This is a genomic window from Shewanella sp. SG41-4, from assembly GCF_014164505.1.
Classification (GTDB): Bacteria; Pseudomonadota; Gammaproteobacteria; order Enterobacterales; family Shewanellaceae; genus Shewanella.
Window position 1 is genome coordinate 1 of the sequence record NZ_JACJFI010000332.1, and the last position, 3,716, is coordinate 3,716.

Here is a 3,716-nt window from a genome sequence, read left to right on the forward strand (position 1 = left end):
AAATAGTAGATGGGTTTTAGGCTTCTCTTTTTTATTTAGCGGATGTATTTCTTCATAAAGTGTCAATGAGCGCCCTTGAGCCGCCAAAGATACTCGAATGAGAAAATGCTGCTATTGGTAATCAAGATCTGACCAATAGATATGAATGATGGGTTGTTTCATTTTCCGACTAGCAAGCAGGTTATACGGGTATAAATAAACTCAATATCACGATGTAAGTGACCATTACTACAGAGCCTATCTACACGTTTAATCTTATGTTTTTCCATGGCTTTACTCGTTATGTTCCGGCCAAGTCCTGTGATAGAAATCGAGTCTCCGTTCATTGAGCTTTCAATGGCAGCAAACAAACTAAAGCGGAGTGTTTTGTGCGTTTTTTACGTTAACAGGGGCGGGGGGACAAGTGAGAGGCATTTTTATAAAACTTGCTTTGTATTCATGGCATTTACTCGTGGTAATTTTTGTTTGGCGATAAATTTGATCACCAAATGCCATGAATGTTCCTCAGTTGTTAACCTATCTCATCATTTTTATTTATTTTTTTGTGGGGATCCCTCAGACTCTAACCCCCATTTATTGAAAATGGCTGGCTTGATTTTAATTCTTAGCATAAGCTGCTTGGTCTTAGCAGGTATACTTTTAGCATTACCACATATGCGACTTTGAACTGATTGTGATTCGGAAGTTGGCAGCGACAAAGAGTGTGCCAAACTAAAAGGCGAATGGACTTTAAATGAAGTCGATCATCCCCCCCCAAGCAGCATATTCAAATTGGAACAAATAATGAAAACAGTTAAATTACTCCCTCTAGTATTACTCGTTTTTCTCGCTGGGTGCGAATTAATAGGACCTTCAGTAAGAGTATCTGGACCTAAAGTTATCGTTGATGGCAACTCAAGTAACAATGGAACCCATTGTCCTCCTGGCCAAGCCAAAAAAGGCAAGTGCTAAAATATCAAGTTGTAGTATAGCCGCAGCAAGGTGCACGGACTGGCTATCTTCAGCTCGCGTGTAAAGCATTATTAAATTCGTGGGGATTCCTCAGACTCTGCCCCACTTATTTCATTGACCTCTGCCTATGATGTCATTCATACCCAAAACAGATAGACTAGCGCGCTTCACATTAAATTAAATGAAAGGATTTCAATTAATGCATAAGCTAATACTTTTAATCTGCCTGGTGCTGCTAACATCATGTGCTTCGAACACAAGTATCGTTGCCAATCAATCTACATCCCACAGCAATCCCATCTGCCTGATATCAGGAGTGCCTTCATCAGATATAAAATACACCGTTATTACTCAGTTAAAGTATGCAAAAAATGGATATGGAAATATTAATAGCGTCCTGCCAATAATAGTGAAACAAGCACAATCCTTAGGTGCTGATGCAATCATTGACTACAACGGTGGCCATCGTTTCGGTTTTTGGCCATGGCAATTTATTAGACCTGTTGTACGTGGCACAGCTGTGACATGGGATTCACCAAATGATATTGACTGTAAAGCATTAGGTGGCACATTCGATACTCAATTGAAAGGCTCTCTTACCACTGACGTATAAAAGGAAGTGGGGGACAGAGCCTGAGGGATCCCCACTAATTTAATAGCATGCTTGTGGATCCTTGATTAAACCTTGTTAAGTGGGGCCAGACTCTGATCCCATTTATACTCTGATTCCCCTACTTACTCCTAGAAATAGTCAATTTCAAGCATGTGTGTGTTGCATTGAATCTTATCGGGGTGCTTCTCAATTGTGCTTAAGGCCGGCAAGTTTGTTGGTAGAGTTTCTAATAATATCGGGGAAATGGTGATTTGGTATTTGCCTGATGTCAGCATATAGGCTTGCGTTAAATCTAAGTCGATAGTTAAAGTCTGCATTGGTTTTAGCTGGATAAAATCTTCACTTTGCGGTTTGCCTCGCTTGGCTAGGGCTCCTTGGTATTCGATTGTTGCTTCACCACGGGTTACCGTCATAAATTTGCTAAACCAAGCATCAAAGGGGGTATTCCAACTAAGAAATTGCCAGCTGTTGGTCCCAGTATTGCGCACTGAAAATTGTAACTGTCCAATTTGGGAAGTGGTAGTAAGTTCACATTTAACCGGTTCGATCATGTCACTATGTCCTTGAGTGTTGTGGCTAAAAATCAACATGCTGGTTAATAGTATATGCGTCAGCAAAGGACGAAATTGAAGCGGTTGGGATACTCTGATCATGAAAAAGCCATCGATACTGAATCTGTATAGTCATTATAGTCAAAAAGGGCGGACAAACTCCGCCCTTTTTGGAAAGGCTAGTAATAAAGCCTGTTAGTTTTGGAATGGGGTGTTTTCAGCAAAATATTCATGACTGTCGGCATTTTGAATCGCTTGAGCCGGATTACTAATGGCTAATGACTTAGCACCAGTGTGGCCATAAACCACATCATCCGTTCCCGCAACAATGTTGAAATGGCTGACTTCATGAACAATAGTACCGCCCTTTGAATCCGTCCCCGTTGTTGGTGCAGACCAGAATGCATTACACATGTAAATTTTGTAAGGTTGTGTCGGGTAAACATAAGCAAAGTAACTTTTCTTACAGCTACAGTCGAACGTTAGCGCTTCATTGTTTAAGCTGCTATCTATTTTGCTAAAGTTACTGGTTACCGTATTCCATCGGCTGGCATCGTAGTTACCAAACCAGGTGTTGTAACGCACTGAACCTGCTTTATCATTGGTCCCTTGAAGGTATGATTTACTGTTGCCGGCCATAGATTTTGCTGCAGCTAAGCCTGCTAAAATATCAGTTTGTTGCGTGTTGCTACAGCGACCTGTGAAGCTAACTTCCCCCGGTGTTGTACCACCACCATCGCCCGTCCCCGGTTTACCTTTACCCGCGCCGCCTTTGAATTCACGGCCTTCAACATAAAAATTAACATTGTTTGAGTTAATGCCATCAATGCCTAAACGCGCTAACTTCTTTTCTTGCCCAGGGTTAGGTGCAAATAGTTGCATGGAACTGACGTTATAGCTGATATCGTAGTTACCCGTTTCAGACATGTCATAAATGGATGATAACTCCACATCATAAGATACGCTTTCACCCGACTTTAACTTGATATAGTCATTTTTACTTGGAGCAGGGCGCTTATAGTGCGCGCCCAAATAGTGACGTTCTTCGCCATCAACTACCACTTTGAATAGCGATTCTTCAACACCATCAACAGCGGTATACCATTTGAGAATTTTGACGGGTACTTTTTCATCGTTAGTCAATGTTACACGTACCATGACATCTTCGCTTGCTTGATAATCTTGTTTACCCATTTCTAAGCTTGCACGTATACCATCGGCTAGCGCACTTGTGCTACATAGTGCCAATGCTAAGCTCAAAGCAGATAGTTTGCTTGTTTTGTTCATTAAGGTGGTCCTTATGATGTTATTTTTATGTTGCAACTTTGTTTCGGTTTCGAGTTTATGCTTAATGTATCGATTACAGCAACTAAAATAAGTGGGGTCAGATGAGTAAACTTTATTCTATTACCTTAAAAGGGCGCCTCATTTTCTTTGGATGGATACTTTTTTCCGTTAGTTTTTCTATTTGATCTTTGAATGTGTCGCTACCGATCACCATGCTTTTTATTGGTCGCTTGACGAATATCGCTAATCATTTTTGCATCTAATTGATGTTGAAATAAGGTTCGATAAGATGCTTGCCTTGTTTGAGGATTTTG

At 40.8% G+C, this 3,716-nt stretch carries 4 protein-coding genes and 1 pseudogene; 2 read left to right on the plus strand and 3 right to left on the minus strand.

What is annotated here, in order from left to right; translation table 11 throughout:
• Positions 1–389: pseudogene (locus H5202_RS19125) on the minus strand (IS4 family transposase); the annotation flags it as partial.
• A 394-nt stretch (positions 390–783) separates the two neighbouring features.
• Here H5202_RS19125 and H5202_RS19130 point away from each other — a divergent pair.
• The gene (locus tag H5202_RS19130) at positions 784–951 is read left to right on the plus strand and encodes a hypothetical protein (RefSeq protein WP_182773462.1); all 168 of its coding nucleotides are present in this window, start codon (positions 784–786) and stop codon (positions 949–951) included.
• Between the two features lie 199 nt (positions 952–1,150).
• Positions 1,151–1,564: a hypothetical protein gene (locus H5202_RS19135; RefSeq protein ID WP_182773463.1), complete on the plus strand. Its 414-nt coding sequence runs from the start codon at positions 1,151–1,153 to the stop codon at positions 1,562–1,564.
• Positions 1,565–1,692: 128 nt separating this feature from the next.
• On the opposite strand, the gene H5202_RS19140 is transcribed toward H5202_RS19135, so the two are convergent.
• A complete protein-coding gene (locus H5202_RS19140) occupies positions 1,693–2,217 on the minus strand; it encodes a hypothetical protein (protein ID WP_182773464.1) in 525 nt (174 codons plus the stop codon).
• Between the two features lie 93 nt (positions 2,218–2,310).
• On the minus strand, positions 2,311–3,402 hold the full coding sequence (locus H5202_RS19145) for a M35 family metallo-endopeptidase (RefSeq protein ID WP_182773465.1): 1,092 nt from the start codon (positions 3,400–3,402) through the stop codon (positions 2,311–2,313).
• Positions 3,403–3,716: the final 314 nt, after the last annotated feature.